17 protein-coding genes are annotated in these 16,291 nt (G+C 67.0%); 9 read left to right on the forward strand and 8 right to left on the reverse strand.

Translation table 11 applies throughout. From position 1 onward, the window contains the following. Positions 1-30 precede the first annotated feature (30 nt). From AXA74_RS07335 to AXA74_RS07360, 6 genes are all read left to right on the forward strand, one after another. The gene (locus AXA74_RS07335) at positions 31-1,194 is read left to right on the forward strand and encodes an ABC transporter substrate-binding protein (RefSeq protein WP_029580484.1); all 1,164 of its coding nucleotides are present in this window, start codon (positions 31-33) and stop codon (positions 1,192-1,194) included. A 133-nt stretch (positions 1,195-1,327) separates the two neighbouring features. Beyond that, positions 1,328-2,251 carry an ectoine/hydroxyectoine ABC transporter substrate-binding protein EhuB gene (gene ehuB, locus AXA74_RS07340; protein WP_048939989.1) on the forward strand — a complete coding sequence of 308 codons (924 nt, stop codon included), beginning with the start codon at positions 1,328-1,330 and terminating at the stop codon, positions 2,249-2,251. Positions 2,252-2,261: 10 nt separating this feature from the next. Continuing rightward, a complete protein-coding gene (gene ehuC, locus AXA74_RS07345; protein ID WP_029580486.1) occupies positions 2,262-2,903 on the forward strand; it encodes an ectoine/hydroxyectoine ABC transporter permease subunit EhuC in 642 nt (213 codons plus the stop codon). Next, positions 2,900-3,574 (forward strand): ectoine/hydroxyectoine ABC transporter permease subunit EhuD, encoded by a 675-nt coding sequence (gene ehuD, locus AXA74_RS07350; protein WP_032955655.1) that lies wholly within the window; start codon positions 2,900-2,902, stop codon positions 3,572-3,574. Before ehuC ends, ehuD begins: the two co-directional genes overlap by 4 nt. After that, positions 3,571-4,341 (forward strand): amino acid ABC transporter ATP-binding protein, encoded by a 771-nt coding sequence (locus AXA74_RS07355; protein ID WP_029580488.1) that lies wholly within the window; start codon positions 3,571-3,573, stop codon positions 4,339-4,341. Before ehuD ends, AXA74_RS07355 begins: the two co-directional genes overlap by 4 nt. A 53-nt stretch (positions 4,342-4,394) precedes the next feature. After that, positions 4,395-5,504 (forward strand): NADH:flavin oxidoreductase/NADH oxidase, encoded by a 1,110-nt coding sequence (locus AXA74_RS07360; protein ID WP_032978660.1) that lies wholly within the window; start codon positions 4,395-4,397, stop codon positions 5,502-5,504. Between the two features lie 15 nt (positions 5,505-5,519). On the opposite strand, the gene dut is transcribed toward AXA74_RS07360, so the two are convergent. The 3 genes from dut to AXA74_RS07375 are packed head-to-tail and all read right to left on the reverse strand — an operon-like array spanning position 5,520 to position 7,125. Further along, positions 5,520-5,969, reverse strand: coding sequence for a dUTP diphosphatase (gene dut, locus AXA74_RS07365; protein WP_029580490.1), 450 nt, complete (start codon positions 5,967-5,969; stop codon positions 5,520-5,522). A 46-nt stretch (positions 5,970-6,015) separates the two neighbouring features. Continuing rightward, complete coding sequence (locus AXA74_RS07370) at positions 6,016-6,471, reverse strand: hypothetical protein (protein ID WP_032978662.1); 456 nt, start codon at positions 6,469-6,471, stop codon at positions 6,016-6,018. A 12-nt stretch (positions 6,472-6,483) separates the two neighbouring features. After that, complete coding sequence (locus tag AXA74_RS07375) at positions 6,484-7,125, reverse strand: DedA family protein (RefSeq protein ID WP_029580492.1); 642 nt, start codon at positions 7,123-7,125, stop codon at positions 6,484-6,486. Between the two features lie 104 nt (positions 7,126-7,229). Between AXA74_RS07375 and AXA74_RS07380 the strand changes: the two genes are divergently transcribed. Continuing rightward, on the forward strand, positions 7,230-8,261 hold the full coding sequence (locus tag AXA74_RS07380) for a metal-dependent hydrolase (RefSeq protein WP_029580493.1): 1,032 nt from the start codon (positions 7,230-7,232) through the stop codon (positions 8,259-8,261). A gap of 12 nt (positions 8,262-8,273) precedes the next feature. Then, a complete protein-coding gene (gene pepE, locus AXA74_RS07385; RefSeq protein ID WP_029580494.1) occupies positions 8,274-8,978 on the forward strand; it encodes a dipeptidase PepE in 705 nt (234 codons plus the stop codon). A 79-nt stretch (positions 8,979-9,057) separates the two neighbouring features. On the opposite strand, the gene AXA74_RS07390 is transcribed toward pepE, so the two are convergent. Then, complete coding sequence (locus tag AXA74_RS07390) at positions 9,058-9,528, reverse strand: Lrp/AsnC family transcriptional regulator (RefSeq protein WP_029580495.1); 471 nt, start codon at positions 9,526-9,528, stop codon at positions 9,058-9,060. A gap of 131 nt (positions 9,529-9,659) precedes the next feature. Between AXA74_RS07390 and AXA74_RS07395 the strand changes: the two genes are divergently transcribed. Next, positions 9,660-10,607 (forward strand): nucleoside recognition domain-containing protein, encoded by a 948-nt coding sequence (locus AXA74_RS07395; RefSeq protein WP_032955660.1) that lies wholly within the window; start codon positions 9,660-9,662, stop codon positions 10,605-10,607. A 25-nt stretch (positions 10,608-10,632) separates the two neighbouring features. Here the strand turns inward: AXA74_RS07395 and coaBC are convergent, their stop codons facing one another. The 4 genes from coaBC to AXA74_RS07415 form a co-directional block, all read right to left on the reverse strand. Continuing rightward, the gene (coaBC, locus tag AXA74_RS07400; RefSeq protein WP_029580497.1) at positions 10,633-11,835 is read right to left on the reverse strand and encodes a bifunctional phosphopantothenoylcysteine decarboxylase/phosphopantothenate--cysteine ligase CoaBC; all 1,203 of its coding nucleotides are present in this window, start codon (positions 11,833-11,835) and stop codon (positions 10,633-10,635) included. 62 nt (positions 11,836-11,897) lie between these two features. Continuing rightward, positions 11,898-12,413: a signal peptidase II gene (gene lspA / locus AXA74_RS07405; protein WP_029580498.1), complete on the reverse strand. Its 516-nt coding sequence runs from the start codon at positions 12,411-12,413 to the stop codon at positions 11,898-11,900. Positions 12,414-12,415: 2 nt separating this feature from the next. Then, complete coding sequence (ileS, locus tag AXA74_RS07410) at positions 12,416-15,277, reverse strand: isoleucine--tRNA ligase (RefSeq protein WP_032978664.1); 2,862 nt, start codon at positions 15,275-15,277, stop codon at positions 12,416-12,418. Further along, positions 15,267-16,232: a bifunctional riboflavin kinase/FAD synthetase gene (locus AXA74_RS07415; RefSeq protein WP_029580500.1), complete on the reverse strand. Its 966-nt coding sequence runs from the start codon at positions 16,230-16,232 to the stop codon at positions 15,267-15,269. Before AXA74_RS07415 ends, ileS begins: the two co-directional genes overlap by 11 nt. Between the last annotated feature and the right edge of the window lie 59 nt (positions 16,233-16,291).

Here is a 16,291-nt window from a genome sequence, read left to right on the forward strand (position 1 = left end):
CCCTTCTCTTCTTCTATTCGGACTCCAATCATGTCTTCGATTCTCCAGCGATGTGCCGCGCTTGCGCTTGCCATGGGCTGCGCCTTCGGCGCCCAGGCCGAAGTCGTCATCGGCGTGGATGTTTCCACCACCGGCCCGGCCGCGGCCATCGGCATCCAGACCAATAACGCCATCCGCCTCTGGCCCGCCACCCTGGGCGGCCAGCCCGCGCGCTATGTCGTGCTGGACGACGGCACCGACGTCAGCCGCGCGGTCAAGAACATGCGCAAGCTGACCTCGGAAGACAAGGTCGACGCCATCGTGGGCCCCAATACCACCGCCGCGGCCCTCGCCGGCCTGGACGTGCTGGCCGAAACCGGCACGCCCATGGTGGCGTTGGCCGCCTCGGCCGTCATTGTCGAGCCGCTGTCCGACCCCAAGCGCGCCTGGGCATTCAAGATGCCGCAGAACGACTCGCTCATGGCCTCGGTGCTGGCGCAGGACATGAAAAAGAAAGGCCTCAAGCGCGTGGCCTTCATCGGTTTTGCCGATTCCTACGGCGACAGCTGGTGGAAGGAGTTCTCCACGGCCGCCCAGGCCGCCGGCCTGGACATCGTCGCGCAGGAACGCTTCCAGCGCACCGACGCCTCGGTGATGGGCCAGACGCTGAAGATCATCGCGGCCAAGCCGGACGCGGTGCTGATCGCAGGGGCGGGCACCCCTTCGGCCCTGCCGCAGAAGACCCTGCTGGAGCGCGGCTACAAAGGCGCCGTCTATCAAACCCATGGCATCGGGACCCTGGAGTTCCTGCAGGTGGGCGGGCGCGATGTGGAAGGCACGCTGTTTCCGACCGGCCCCGGCGTGGTGGCCCGTGAACTGCCTGACAGCAATCCGGTCAAGAAAGTGGCCGTAGCCTTTGCCGACAAATACGAGGCCCAGCATGGGGCCCACAGCTTGACGCAGTTCGCGGGCGATGCCTATGGCGCCTGGATGCTGCTGGATTCCGCGGTGGGGCGCGCCCTGAAGACCGGCGCCAAGCCCGGCACGCCCGAGTTCCGCCGCGCCTTGCGCGATGCGCTGGAAAACACCCGCGATCTGGTCGTGCCCAACGGCGTGCTCAACATCACGCCCCAGGACCACCAGGGCTTTGACGAGCGTGCCCGCGTCATGGGCGTGATCAAGGATGGCAAGTTCTCCTATGCGGGACAACCCTGATATATACCCGGGTTAAATAGCGGCGTACAAGGGGGGCAGGCATGATCCTGCCCCTTTTTGTTGAATTTTGATTCGCACTCAAATTATTTATTCGCATAACATTCTTGGTGAATTCATTTCGGGGAGCATCAAGATGACAACGACGACGATCTGGTCCTGGGCCAAGCACTTGGCCGCCGTGCTCGGCCTGGCCGCCCTGACGGCCTGCGATTCCGGCAGCAATAGCGCCGCGCCGCCGGTTCCCGAGAAACAAAGCGGTACACAGGACACCCTGCAGGCCGCCAAGGCAGCCGGCCGCATCCGCATCGGCTATGCCAACGAGGCCCCCTATGCGTTCATGGACAGCCAGAAAGCGCGCGTAACCGGCGAGGCCGTGGAGGTCGCCCGGGTGGTGCTCAAGCGCATGGGCATCAATGAAGTGGAAGGGGTGCTGACGGAATTCGGCTCGCTGATTCCGGGCTTGCAGGCCAAACGCTTCGACATCATTGCCGCCGGTATGTATGTCACGCCGGAGCGCTGCCAGCAGGTCGCCTTTTCCAATCCCACCTACGGCGTGGACGAAGGCTTTCTGGTGCCCAAGGGCAACCCCAAGCAGCTGCACAGTTTCGAGGACGTGGCCAATAAAGAGGATGTGAAGCTGGGCGTGGTCGTGGGGGCGATCGAAGCGGACTACGCCCGCCAATCCAAGGTCGGGGCGGGCCAGATGGTGGTCTTTCCGGATGCGGTCAGCGCCTTTGCCGGCGTGCAGGCCGGGCGGGCCGATGCCTACGCCGCCACGGCCCTGACGATCAACGATTTGCTGAACAAGACCGATGGCGGCGGCGGAATGGAGCGCGCCCAGCCGTTCAAGAACCCGGTCATCGACGGCAAGGAGACGCGCGGCTATGGGGCTTTCGCCTTCCGCAAGGAGGACAAGGCTTTTGCCGATGCCTTCAACGCCGAACTGGCCAAATTCATCGGCACCGAGGAACATGCCAAGCTGGTGGCGCCCTTCGGGTTTACCAAGGCCGAATTGCCCGGCGAAATGACCGCCGCCAAGCTTTGCGGCACGCCGTAAAGGGGGGGCCATGGACGCCATCTCACCCCTGATCGGTCCACTGTGGCAGGGCTTGCAGGTGACTTTGCGCATCACGCTGGGCGCGGCTCTGCTGGCCATTCCGCTGGCTGTCCTGGCCGGCTTGGCCCGCCTGTCCGGCCAGCTCTGGCTGCGGATGATCGCCACCGTCTATGTGGAAGTCTTCCGCGGGACGTCGGCGCTGGTCCAGCTGTTCTGGTTCTATTTCGTGCTGCCCATGTTCGGCGTGCGCCTGCCCGCCATCCTGGTCGGCATCGTGGTGCTGGCCCTGAATGCCGGCGCCTATGGCGCCGAAGTGGTCCGCGGCGCGATCCAGGCGGTGCCCTCGGGGCAGCGCGAGGCCGGCGTGGCCTTGAATTTCACGCGCCGCCAGATCATGCGGCGCATCATCCTGCCGCAGGCCTTGCCGGCCATGCTGCCGCCGGCGGGCAATCTGCTCATCGAGCTGCTCAAGAATACGGCGCTGGTGTCACTGATCACGATCACCGACCTGACCTTCCGCGGCCAGCTGCTGCGCAGCGAGACCCTGCAGACCACGGAGATCTTCAGCATCATGCTGCTCATGTACTTCGCGGTGGCGCTGTGCATCACGGCCGCGGTGCGCTGGCTGGAGAGAAGGGTGCGTATCCAATGACCCCTATCTTCGATTGGAAATTCGCCTGGGAAATCCTGCCCACGCTGGGCTCGGCCCTGCGGGTCACCGTGCAGGCCACGGTGCTGGGGATGCTGTTCGCCATCGTGGCCGGACTGGCGCTGGCGCTTTTGCGCCGTTCGCCCTGGCGGCCCGTGTCCTGGGCGGCGGGGCTGTTCGTGGAGTTCGTGCGCAGCACGCCGCTCTTGGTGCAGATGTACTTCCTGTTCTACGTGCTTCCCACGGTGGGCATGAGCATGTCACCCTTGACCACCGGCATCCTGGCCCTGGGCCTGCACTACGCCGCGTATTGCGCCGAGGTCTACCGTGCCGGGCTCGAAGGGGTGCCGCGCGGGCAGTTCGAGGCGGCCACGGCCTTGAACCTGTCGCCCTGGCGCGCGGCGGTCGACATCATCCTGCCGCAAGCCATCCCGCCGGTGGTGCCCGCCCTGGGCAACTACCTCATCGCCATGTTCAAGGACACGCCGCTGCTGTCGGCCATCACGGTGGTCGAACTCCTGCAGCAAAGCAAGATCATCGGTTCCAGCACCTTCCGCTATACCGAGCCCTTGACTCTGGTGGGTGTGCTGTTCCTGGTCCTGAGCCTGATTGCCGCCTGGGGCGTGCGCCGCCTGGAGGCGCGGCTGAAAGTCATTTATGGAGGTGCGCGATGAGCGCGAGCATACGCCTGAAGAATCTGCGCAAACGCTATGGAGAACACGAAGTGCTGCGCGGCATCGACCTGGAGATCCCGGCGGGACAGACGCTGTCCATCATCGGGCCCTCCGGTTCGGGCAAGTCCACTTTGCTGCGGCTGTTGATGACCCTGGACAAACCCAGCGGCGGAGAGATCGAGATCGACGGCGAGTCCATGTGGCGCGATGCCCAGGGCAGGGAGGCCGGCCCCAACTCGGCCCATGTGCGCAAGGTGCGCGGCAAGATCGGCATGGTGTTCCAGCACTTCAATCTCTTTCCGCATATGACGGCCCTGGGCAATGTGACCGAGGCGCCCCTGCGGGTCTTGGGCCTGTCGCGCGAGCAGGCCGAGGCACGAGGGCGCGAATACCTGGAGCTGGTGGGGCTGGGCGACAAGCTCGACGCCCATCCGGCGCGCCTGTCGGGCGGCCAGAAACAGCGCGTGGGTATCGCGCGCGCCCTGGCGATGTGCCCCGAGGTGATGCTCTTTGACGAAGTGACCTCGGCGCTGGATCCCGAGCTGGTAGGCGGCATCCTGCAGATCCTGAGCGACCTGTCGGCCAGGAAGACCATGACCATGATCATCGTCACCCACCAAATGAAATTCGCCGAGCGCAGTTCCGATCGCACCCTGTTCTTCGACGAAGGCAATATCGTCGAGGACCGGCCCTCGGCGGAACTGTTCGCCGATCCCCGGGAAGACCGGACGCGCCAATTCCTGCAGAGCGTGATCGAAGCGGAGTAGCCCGCCGCCCCGCGCTGGCGGTATGCTGCGGTTTTGCCTTTCCGGACCGAGCCATGAGCCTGCTGTTCTCGCCGTATTCCCTGGGCCGCCTGACCCTGGCCAACCGTATCGTGATCGCGCCAATGTGCCAGTACTCGGCCTCCGAGGGCCAGGCCACAGACTGGCACATGATGCATCTGGGGCACCTGGGACTTTCGGGAGCCGGCCTGATGTTCACGGAGGCGACGGCGGTCACGGCCCAGGGGCGTATTTCGCCCAGCGATCTGGGCCTGTATGACGATGCCTGCGAACTGGCGCTGGGGCGTGTGGTCGACGCCGTGCGGCGCCATTCTCCTATCCGCCTGGGCGTGCAGCTTAGCCATGCCGGGCGCAAGGGTTCCAGCGGCGCGCCCTGGCAGGGCGGACGCCAGCTGAGCCTGGCCGATGGCGGCTGGGAGTGCGTGGCGCCGTCGGCGTTACCGCATGCCGAGGGCGAGGCCTCGCCGGCCGCCCTGGATGCGCAAGGCCTGCAGGCCCTGCGCCAGGCCTTTGTCCAGGCGGCCCGGCGCGCGGCCCGCCTGGGTTTCGACGCCATCGAGTTGCATGCCGCGCACGGCTACCTCTTGCATCAGTTTCTCTCGCCCTTGGCCAACATCCGCCACGACGCCTATGGCGGCTCGACGGAGAATCGCATGCGCTTTCCGCTGGAGGTGTTTGAAGCGGTGCGCGAGGCCGCGCCCGACCTGGCGGTGGGCTTGCGGGTGTCGGCCACCGACGGGGCCGAGGGCGGCTGGGATCTGGACCAGACCTTGCGCCTGGCCGAGGCGGCCAAGGCGCGCGGCGCCGATTTCATCGATGTCTCCAGCGGCGGCGTGACGCCGCGCCAGCAGATACCGGTGGGCCCGGGCTACCAAGTGCCATTCGCCCAGGCCGTCAAGGCGCGTACCGGGCTGCCCACCATGGCCGTGGGCCTGATCACCGAGGCGGTGCAGGCCGAATCAATTCTGCGGGAAGGCCACGCCGACATGGTGGCCCTGGCGCGCGCCATGCTTTATGACCCGCGCTGGCCTTGGCATGCAGCCGCGCAACTGGGCGCGCAGGTGGCGGCGCCGCCCCAATACTGGCGCAGCCCCCCGCATGGCGTGAAGGATCTCTTCGTGGGGGCGCGCCACGGGCAGCGCTGACGCTGCCCGGCGGCATCAGCCCCGGCCCGTGCTGCCGAAGCCGCCGGCGCCGCGTTCGGAGGCGCCGAATTCTTCCACCACATTGAAGCTCACCTGCATCACCGGCACGATGACCAGTTGCGCCAGCCGCTCCATGGGCTCCAGCGTGAAGGCGGCCTGGCCGCGGTTCCAGGTCGAGACCATGAGCTGGCCCTGGTAGTCGGAGTCGATCAGGCCGACCAGATTACCCAGTACGATACCGTGCTTATGGCCCAGCCCGGAGCGCGGCAGGATGACCGCCGCATAGCCGGGGTCGGCCACGTGGATGGCCAGGCCGGTGGGGATAAGCACCGTGGCGCCCGGTTCGATCACCATGGCCTGATCGATGCAGGCGCGCAGGTCCAGGCCGGCGGAGCCGGGGGTGGCGTAGGTGGGCAGGCAGTCGCGCATGCGCGCGTCGAGAATCTTGAGGTCGACGGATTTCATTGCAGGAAGGATAGAAGGCGGCAAAAGCGTAAAGCCTAACAGACGCTCAGGGCTTGGGCGGCAGGTTCAGGGGCGGCAGGAGGCGAGCGGCGCCCCGGGAGCGGGCGCGCTTGCGGGCCGCGCCGCGGAACAGCCAGAAACCCACCAGCGCCGGGATGACGAAACGCGCCGGGCTTTGGTGCTCATGGGCGAGATAGGCCGCCAGGTTCCAGACTGCCAGGCAGATCGCGACAAAGCCCAGAAAAGCCTGGCGCGAACTGGATTGGCGCAGGCTGGCCTGCTGGGCCAGCGTGGGTGCTTCAGCCGCGGGCATGCCGGCGGCGGATGGGGCCGTCCCGGGCATGGGCGACCCGGCGACTGCGCGAGCGGCGTCCGGATCCTGGCGGGCGCGCCGGCGCGGCATTTCGCTCGGCGATGGCGCCGAAGACGCGGCGCCGCGGCGCGAGAGCTCCTCGACGTAGCGGGCAAAATCGCCGTTCTTGGGTTCGCCGTAGATGGACATGATGGCCCTTGGTCAGGAGTTGCCCGGGCCGCGGTGCGCGGCCTGGCGGCGTTTTTTCAGCATGCTGGCGGCCAGCCATACGCCCACGAGCACGGAAGCCAGGGCGCCCGCGATCAGGCCGAACTGCTGGCTGTCGCGCGCGGCGGCCAGGCCGCGCGCGGCAAAGTAGCCCGGGGCCAGCATGGCCGGCAGCCAGACCACGGCCGAGAGCACATTGGCGAGCTGGAAGCGCGCATGATTCATGCCCATGATGCCCGCCACCGTGGGGATGGTGGAGCGGATCGGACCCAGAAATCGTCCCAGAAAGACCGAGGCAAAACCGTAGCGGTAAAAGAAGAGCCTTGCGCGGGCCACGGCCGTGCGCTGGGTGGACAGCGGCCAGCGCCGGGTGACGCCGGGCCCCAGCCAGCGGCCGATCAGGTAGGACAAAGCATCGCCCAGGACAGCGCCGGCCACGCCCCAGGCCAGGATGTTCCAGGCCGACAGCGTGCCCGCGCCGATCAGTCCGCCAGTCAGCAGCATGAGGGCGGTGGCCGGGATCAGCAGGCCCAGGACCAGCAGCGATTCGCCCAGCGTGAGCAAAAAGGTGATGGGACCGGCCCATTCCTGGTTGGCCTCTATGAACGTCCCGATTTTGTCGATATAAGCATCCATGCGGAAACCGATGAGATCAATCCTGTATCTTAACGCCTGCGAGCCGGGGAGATGCCGTCCCATGCAGGACGGCGCGAGCGATCGGGGCCAGGACAGGCGGATATATGGATTCAGTGACACAGGCGGTATTGGGCGCCGGCATACAGGCCACGCTCATGGGACGCTGGCAGGGCCGGCGCGCGCTTATCTACGGCGCGGTGCTGGCGACCCTGCCGGATCTCGATGTCGTCATCCCCTATCCGGACCCGGTGTCCGCCATGACCTTCCATCGGGGGTTCTCGCATTCGATTTTTGTGCTGACGGCCGTGGCGGCCATCCTGGCATGGCTCATCCGCAAGCGCTGGCCCGCCGCGCCTTACCCGGGGTGGCGCTTGTTCCTGGCCTTATGGCTGGTGCTGGTCACCCATCCCTTGCTGGACGCCTTCACTGTCTACGGCACGCAATTGTTCTGGCCCCTGGACTGGGTGCCCGAGAGCTGGTCGGCGATCTTCATCATCGATCCGGTCTATACCGTGCCCCTGTTGCTGGCGGTGCTGGCCGCGGGCCTGGCCGGGGTGTCCGCGCGCCTGCAGCGCATCCTGGCCGCAGCCCTGGTCTTCAGTACCGCCTATCTGTTTGCCGGGTTGGCGGGGCGGTTCCATGCGGAGCGCGAGGTCACAGCCGCCCTGCAGGCACAGGGCCGGCACGTCTCGCAGGTGCTGGCCACGCCCACGCCTTTCAATATCCTGCTGTGGCGCGTGGTGGCCAAGACCGAGGGCGGGGTCTATTACGAGGCCATCACCGGCTGGCTGGACCGCGCCCCGCCCCAGCTCCTGGCCCAGCCGCTGAACCCGGACCTGGGCCGGGCCCTGGACGATGACTTCCTGCTGGCGCGCCTGCGCTGGTTCACCAACGGCTGGCTGCGGTATGACGCCATGGGCGACACGTTGGTGGTCACGGACCTGCGCATGGGCCTGCCCGGCTACTATACGTTTCGTTTCGCCATGGCCGAACGCCAGGGCCTGGCCTGGCAGGCGATCACGCCCCGGCGCTGGCCCAGCGACCGGGGCGGCTGGACGGAATTGCGCCAATTGCTGGCGCGCATCGCCGGCACGCCGCTGCCGCTGGCCCAATGGGCCGAGCGCAATTTTGATTGAAACACGACAACCATGAATGCACTTCTCCTGAGCAACTCGGCCAGCGACGCCGGCTACCTGACACACGCCCAGCCTTGGCTGGCCGAGTTCGCCTCCACGCTGACCGGCAGCGGCCCGGCGCTGTTCGTGCCCTTTGCCGGCGTGACCCGTTCCTGGGATGACTACGCTCAACAGGTCGCCGATGCACTGATGCCCGCCGGCATTGCCACGCGCGCCTTGCACCAGGAGGCCGATCCCGCCTGCGCGCTGGCCGAGGCGCGCCTGATCGTGGTGGGCGGCGGCAACACCTTCCAGCTCTTGCGCGAGCTGCGCCGCCGAGGCCTGCTGTCGCTCATCGCCGAGCGCGTGCGCGCCGGGCAGGCAGGTTATGTGGGCTGGAGCGCCGGCGCCAACCTGGCCTCGCCCACCATCTGCACCACCAATGACATGCCCATCGTCGACCCGGGCGGCTTCGATGCGCTGGATCTGGTGCCCTTCCAGATCAATCCCCATTACACCAATGCCCATCCCCCGGGCCACCGCGGCGAGACGCGCGACCAGCGCCTGGCCGAGTTTTGCGCGCTGAATCCGCAGCGCATGGTGCTGGCCCTGCCCGAGGGCTGCGCCTTGCGCCTGGATGCACGCGGCCTGGCCTTGCTGGGCCCGCACGATGCCGTGCTGTTCCAGGGAGAACTGGCGCCCCGCGCCTTGGCGCCGGGCAAGCTGTCGCTGGCCTAGCGGCGACGGCTCATCGGCCCATGGCCGGCCCCGCGCCTGGACGGCCGGGTGCGATAGGTGTGTCGCGCGCGGGCAGGGTTCAGGGCAGATCGGGCAGGGGAGGGCCGGGTTCGTACTTGACCGTCTGCATGACCACATGGGTATAGAAGGCCTCGACGTTTTCGTCCTGGTCGAAATGGCGGTCGGCGAAGGCCAGGTATTCGTCCATATTGTTCATATGGACGACGATGACGCAGGAGACGTGGCCGGTCACCAGATAGCATTGGGTCACCGCCGGTTCGGCCACCAGGGCCTGCATGAGTTTGCGGCGGTAATCCGAGCCATGCCGCGTGAACTCGATGGTCACGATGGCCGTCAGCGGGCGGCCGGTGTGCGCCGGGTCCAGCAGGGCCACCACGCGCTGGATGACGCCGGTTTCTTTCAGGCGGGCAACCCGCCGCAGGCAGGCCGAGGCGGACAGGCCGACCTGGTCGGCCAGTGCGGCGTTGGAGAGATCCGCGTTGCGCTGCAATAGGGCGAGAATCCGGTGGTCGATGGGGTCCAGCAGCATGGGCACAATATTGTTGTGAATCACGGCCGATTTATAGCGTAGTTTGCTCGCGCGCAGCAATGAATCGCGTACTCATTGCGGGGGTTCCGGGATATGCTGCGGCCTTTACTTCCGCCAAACCAGAAAGCCCCATGCTTGCTTACGTCCACCACCTGCTGCGCCGCGGCTTGCGTCTGTTCTACGCCCTGGCCAAGGTCATGCTGCCCATCATGCTGCTGGTGCAGATCGGGCAGTGGCTGGGCTGGATCGATGCCCTGGGCCATTTCCTCGGTCCCGTCATGGCCTGGCTGAACCTTCCGGCCCAGGCGGCCCTGATCTGGATGGCGAGCATATTTGTCGGCGTGTATGGCGCCCTTGCGGCGCTGGCCGGCCTGGCCGGCGGCCTGGACATGACGGCGGCCCAGTTCAGCGCGCTGGCGTCCATGATTCTGTTCGCCCACGGCCTGCCGGTCGAGCAGGCCATCGTGCGCCGGGCCGGGGCCAGCTTCTGGGCGACCACGGGCCTGCGGCTGGGGGCGGCGATTCTCTACGGCGGCGCCGTCTCCTGGACTTGTCATGCGATGGGCTGGCTGTCGCAGCCCATGTCCTTCGAGTGGCTGCAGGGCTCGGAGATGGCTGGCGGCGATCCGGGCTTGCAGGATTGGCTGTACGGCACCGCGGTGTCGATGGCGCTGACCCTGGCCGTGATACTGGCTCTGCTCGTGGTGCTGGACCTCATGGAGCGCAGCGGCATCACGGCTGTGCTGACGCGCGGCCTGACGCCGGTGTTGCGCTGGTCCGGCCTGGACCCGCAGGTCGCGCCGGTGACCATGCTGGGCGTGTTGCTGGGCCTGTCCTACGGCGGGGCGCTCATCATCGAGGAGGCGCAACGCCGGCAGTTTTCGGCGCGCACGCGCTTTCTGGCCCTGGCCTGGCTGTCGCTATCCCATTCATTGATCGAAGACACCCTGCTCTTGATGGCGGTGGGCGCCAATGGCTGGATCGTGCTGGTGGGCCGGGTGGCGCTGACCCTGCTGGTCGTCGCGGCGTTGGCCCGCCTGTGGACCGAGCGCGTTGCCGCCGCGCCCGGCAGCTGCTGACCCAGTCGGCTGGCCCCGGGGCCGATCAGCCTTGTTTGGGCAGGCGGCTCGCGATCTCGGCCACCAGGCGGCGCGCGGCATCCAGCTTGGGCGCGGCCGGCAGGGGATGGACGCCCTGGCCGTCAAAGAGCACCAGCTCGGTCGTATCCGCGTCCATGACTTTATGCGCCAGATTGCCCACCAAGAGCGGGATGCCCTTGCGCTGGCGCTTGGCTTCGGCGTGTTCGGAGAGCTTTTCCGTCTCGGCCGCGAAGCCAACACACCACGGGCCCTTGGGCAGGCGCGCCACCTCGGCCAGGATGTCCGGATTGGGTTCGAACTCCATCTTGGGCTGGCCGCCGCCTTCACTGTCTTTCTTGAGCTTTTGGCCGGCGGGGTTCTTGACGCGCCAATCGGCCACGGCGGCCACGGCCACGAAGATATCCGCGTCCATGGCGTGGGCCATGACGGCGTCATACATTTGCCGGGCGGTCATGACCGGGATGGCGGTGACGCCGCGCGGCACTTTCAGGGCCGTGGCCCCGGTCACCAGGGTGACGCGCGCGCCGGCTTCGTGCGCGGCTCGCGCCAGCGCATAGCCCGTCTTGCCCGAAGACCGGTTGGTCAGCACGCGCACCGGATCCACGGGCTCGGAGGTGGGGCCCGCGGTCAGCAGCACGTGGCGGCCGGCCAGCAGCTTGGGCTGGAAAAAAGCGATCAGGTCGGCGAGGATCTCATGCGGCTCCAGCATGCGGCCCGACCCGGTTTCGCCACAAGCCTGTTCTCCGGAGGCCGGCCCGAGCAGGGTGATGCCGTCGGCCAGCAACTGGGCGACGTTGCGCTGCGTGGCCGGGTTGGCCCACATCTCGCGGTTCATGGCCGGCGCCACCAGCAGGGGGCAGGCGCGGGCCACGCACAGCGTGGAGAGCAGGTCGTCGGCCAGGCCGTGCGCCAGCTTGGCCATGAAGTCGGTGCTGGCCGGCGCGATCAGCACGGCATCGGCGCCGCGCGTCAGGTCGATATGGGCCATGTTGTTCGGCACCCGCGCATCCCAGGCGTCGACAAAGACCGGCCGGCCCGAGAGGGCTTGCATGGTCACCGGCGTGATGAAGTGCGTGGCCGCCTCGGTCATCACGACATCGACGGTTGCCCCTTGCTCGGTCAGGCGGCGCACGAGTTCGGCGATCTTGTAGCAGGCAATGCCGCCGGTCATTCCGAGGACGATGCGTTTGCGGGCGAGATCAAGCATGGTGGCTGCGCGGCGCGGGCGCCGCTTTCCTGTTGTGTCGGGTAATACGGATTGTAGGCGGCTCAGGCGCCGGAAGACTGCTTGGCCTTGGCGCGGCCGCGCAACAGCTCATCGAGCACCAGCAGCACCGCGCCGCAGGTGATGGCGACGTCGGCGATGTTGAAGGCAGGGTAATACCAGTCTTTCCAGTAGAACAACAGGAAGTCCACCACGTGGCCGTAGGCCAGGCGGTCGATCACATTGCCCACCGCGCCGCCCAGGATGAGGATGAGGGCGGCGCGAAAGCGCGGCTGGCCGGGCGTGCGGCGCAATAGCCATAGGATGACGACGGCCGCCACCAGGCCCAGGCCGGTGAAGAACCAGCGCTGCCAGCCTTCTTCGGCCGCCAGGAAGCTGAAGGCCGCGCCGCGGTTGTACAGCAGCGTGAAGTCAAAGAAAGGCAGCACGTTGACGCGCTCGCCAAAGGAAAACGCGGTGTTGAAATAGACCTTGGTGAGCTGGTCCACCACGATGATCAACAGGGCAAGCGCCAGGGCGCCGCCCAGTTTTCCCCGGGCCTTGGGCGAGGCTTGCGTCATGCTCAGGCCTTCTCGCGCGGTTCGCCCGCGCCAAACAGATTGGATACGCAGCGGCCGCAGATCTCGGGATGGCCGGCGTCTTGCCCGACGTCGGCGCGCCAGTGCCAGCAGCGCTCGCATTTCTTGTGACCCGACGGCGCGATCTCGATGGCGAGTTCGCCGGCGCGGGCATGCACGGTGGCGCGCGAAACGATGAGCACGAAGCGCAGGTCGTCGCCCAGGCTGGACAGGAGCGCGTGGTCATCGCCTTCGGCGTAGAGGTCGACCTCGGCTTGCAGCGAGGAACCGATCAGCCCTTCGCCGCGGACGTCCTCGAGCTTGCGCAGCACATCGGCGCGGATGGCGCGCAGGCGGCTCCAGCGGCCGGCCAGCGTCTCGGCGTCGGCGTAGGGCGGCAACTGGTGGTAGACCTCGGTGAGGATGGTCAGGCGCGCGGCGTCGGCCTGGTGCTTCAGGGCCGAGTCCACCAGCACCTTCCAGGCCTCTTCGGCCGTGAAGGTAAGGATGGGGGCCATCAGCTTGAGCAGGGTCTGCGTGATTTCCAGCAGGGCCGTCTGTGCGCTGCGGCGGGCATGGCTGTCCGGCGCGCTGGTGTAGAGCCGGTCCTTCAGGATGTCGAGATAGAAGGCGCCCAGGTCTTCGGAACAGAACGTCTGCAGGCGCGAGACCGCCGGATGGAAGTCATAGCGCTCGTAGTTGGCGAGCACCTCGGTCTGCATCTGGGCGGTCATGACCAGCGCATAGCGGTCGATTTCGAGCAGATCGCCGAAGGGCACGGCCTGGCCGACGCCATCGAAGTCCGCCACGTTGGCCAGCAGAAAACGCAGCGTATTGCGGATGCGGCGGTAGCCCTCGACCACGCGCTTGAGGATCTCGTCGGAGATGGACAGTTCGCCCGAGTAATCGGTGGAGGCGACCCACAGGCGGAGGATTTCAGCGCCCAGCGAGTCCGACACCTTTTGCGGTGCGATCACATTGCCGACTGATTTGCTCATCTTGCGGCCCTGGCCGTCGACCACGAAACCGTGGGTGAGCAGGCCCTTGTAGGGCGGCTGCCCATACAGCATGCAGCCGGTGAGCAGCGAAGAGTGGAACCAGCCGCGGTGCTGGTCGGAGCCTTCGAGGTAGAGGTCGGCCGGCCAGGCCAGCTGTTCGCCGTGCGAACCGGCCAGGGCGTGATCCTTGCCGCCCAGCACGGTGGCGTGGGTGCTGCCCGAATCGAACCACACATCCAGGGTGTCGCGGTTCTTTTCGTAGTTGTCGGCCTCGTCGCCCAGCAGTTCGCGCGGGTCCAGCGACTGCCAGGCCTCGATGCCGTTTTTCTCGACGCGCTTGGCGACTTCTTCGAGCAGTTCGACCGTGCGCGGATGCAGTTCGCCGGTCTCCTTGTGCACGAAGAAGGCCATGGGCACGCCCCATTGGCGCTGGCGCGACAGCGTCCAGTCAGGGCGGTTGGCGATCATGGCGTGCAGGCGGGCCCGGCCCCAGGCCGGGTAGAAAGCCGTGGCCTCGATGCCGGCCAGCGCGGTCTCGCGCAGGGTCGGGCCGCCGTCGGTGGGCGTGACATCCATGCCGGCGAACCATTGGCTCGTGGCGCGATAGATCACCGGCGTCTTGTGGCGCCAGCAATGCATATAGCTGTGCGAGAGTTTCTGCACATGCATGAGCGAGCCGGCCAGCTTGAGCGCCTCGACGATCTTGGGATTGGCGTCCCAGATCGACAGGCCGCCGAACAGCGGCAGGGTGGAGGCGTATCTGCCGTCGCCCATCACCGGGCTGAGGATATCGGCGTCGGCCAGGCCGTGCGCCTTGCAGGACACGAAGTCCTCGATGCCGTAGGCGGGCGCCGAGTGCACCACGCCGGTGCCGGCATCCAGGGTGACGTAGTCGCCCAGGTAGATGGGCGAGCTGCGGTCATAGCCTTCGGCCGCCTTGGCCAGCGGATGCGCGAAGCGCAGGCCGGACAGCGCCTCGCCCTGGGTCGTGGCGATGACTTCGCCTTCAAGGCTCCAGCTCTGCAGGCAGGCCTCGACCCGTTCCCTGGCGATCAGGACGAGCGGCCCATGCACCGGCGTGGGCGAGACGTGCACCAGCGCATATTCGATCTCGGGATGGACGTTGAGCGCCTGGTTGGACGGGATGGTCCAGGGCGTGGTGGTCCAGATCACGATGGCGCCGTCTTCGACGCTGTCCAGCCCGAACGCGCGCGCCAGGCCCGGCTTGTCGATGAAGGGAAAGGCCACGTCCACGGCCGGATCCACCCGGTCGGCGTACTCGACCTCGGCCTCGGCCAGCGCCGAGCCGCAGTCGAAACACCAGTTCACGGGTTTCAGGCCCCGGAAGACATAGCCTTTTTCGAGGATGCGCGCCAACACCCGGATCTCATCGGCTTCATTGCTGAAGTTCATCGTGAGATAGGGGTTGTCCCAATCGCCGAGCACGCCCAGGCGCTTGAAATCCTTGCGCTGCCGGTCCAGTTGCTCCAGCGCGTAGGCGCGGGCCTTGGACTGGACTTCGGTCACGGGCAGGTTCTTGCCGTATTTTTTCTCGATCTGGATCTCGATCGGCATGCCGTGGCAGTCCCAGCCCGGCACGTAGGGCGCGTCAAAGCCGGCCATGTTGCGGCTTTTGACGATGATGTCCTTCAGGATCTTGTTGACCGCGTGCCCGATGTGGATGTCGCCGTTGGCATACGGCGGGCCGTCGTGCAGGATGAAGCGCGGCCGGCCCTTGCTGGCGGCGCGCACGGCCTGGTAGACGCGGGTTTCCTCCCACTGCTGCACCCAGCCAGGCTCGCGCTTGGCAAGGTCGCCCCGCATGGGGAAAGAGGTATCGGGCAGGTTGAGGGTCTTTTTATAGTCCATGAACGGCAAAATAGGCGCGCGCGTTTCGCGCGTCTTCGGCGATGGCGGCAGTCAGGGAAGGGAGATCGGGAAACTTTTCTTCGTCCCGCAGTTTGTGCAGGAATTCGACGCACACGAGTTTACCGTAAGCGTCGAGGCTCTCGTCGAGCAGGTGGACTTCCAGCAGGACCCGGCCTGCGTCCTCGACGCTGGGCCGCACGCCCAGGCTGGCCACGCCGGCCATCGGCCGCGGGCCCAGACCCTGGACGCGCACCACATAAATGCCCGAGCGCGCCGCGCAGCGGGGCGCCACGCGCAGGTTCATGGTCGGGAAGCCCAGTTCCCGGCCCAGCTTGCGCCCATGGACGACATGGCCGCTGAGATGGAAGGGGCGCCCGAGGAGGTGCTCGGCCCGGGCCAGGTCGCCCACGGCCAGGGCGGTGCGCACCTCGGAGCTGGATATCCGGTGGCCCTGGCGGTCGGTGACGTCGGCCAGCGTGGCGACCTCGAAGCCATGGGCCAGGCCGGCCTCGCGCAACAGGTCGATATCGCCGCTGCGTTTATGCCCGAAACGGAAGTCCTCGCCCACCAGCAGCCAGCGGGTCTGCAGCCCGGTGACCAGCAGGTCTTCGATGAAGGCATTGGCCGACATTTCGGCCAGGCGGGCATCGAAAGGCTCGATCAGGACCTGCTCCATGCCGGCGCGGGCCAGCGAGGCGACCTTGTCGCGCAGGCCGCTGATGCGGGTGGGGGCCAGTTCGGGGCGCTGGTGCAGCTGGGCGAAGTATTCGCGCGGATGCGGCTCGAACGTCATGACCGAGGGCGTCAGCCCGCGCGTTTGCGCGGTTTCGCGCACCCGGGCAAGGATGGCTTGATGGCCCCGGTGCACGCCATCGAAATTGCCGATGGTCAGGGCACAGGGGGAGCGCTGCCCGGCGGGCGGCAGGTGGTGGTAGATGCGCAGCGATGGTTTCACGGGCAAGAGTTTACAATTTTGGGTTGGCTCGCCTTGGAATTTCTTATCTTGCCTCAATC

It is taken from the genome of Bordetella hinzii LMG 13501 (assembly GCF_001548475.1).
Taxonomy (GTDB): domain Bacteria; phylum Pseudomonadota; class Gammaproteobacteria; order Burkholderiales; family Burkholderiaceae_B; genus Bordetella; species Bordetella hinzii.